At 31.9% G+C, this 373-nt stretch carries 1 pseudogene; it reads right to left on the bottom strand.

Going from position 1 to position 373, the window contains the following annotated elements:
- Positions 1–373: pseudogene (locus B5P40_RS32200) on the bottom strand (cell wall-binding protein); the annotation flags it as partial.

Below are 373 nucleotides of genomic sequence, written 5' to 3' on the forward strand. Positions count from 1 at the left end.
TCAATGTCTTCATACCTATTGAACGCACTATTGTAGCCATTTATGAAATAGTATCTTTTATCGCCTATCATTTTCCAACCGGTATAGAAAACTCCATCTTCTAAACTATAATATGCCTGGGATTTCCCCTTTTTGTTGATCCCTGTTTTCCAAATCGAACCGTCTTTATTAAATACTAAACTTTTGTTTTCAAACGAAGCATAAACATCGCTGTCTATAGCTTCTCCATTTATCCTAGAAGCTCTCTCAAGTACGCCTTTGTCAGAAAAATGAAGAATGATATTTTGATCTTCTAGACGTATTTCCTTTTTATTTACATTGTAATTTTGGAAATAATAAATTTTACCATCTATATCTTTCAAGCCTTCTTTAA

Source organism: Bacillus sp. SRB_8 (assembly GCF_003264205.1).
Taxonomy (GTDB): domain Bacteria; phylum Bacillota; class Bacilli; order Bacillales; family Bacillaceae_G; genus Bacillus_A; species Bacillus_A mycoides.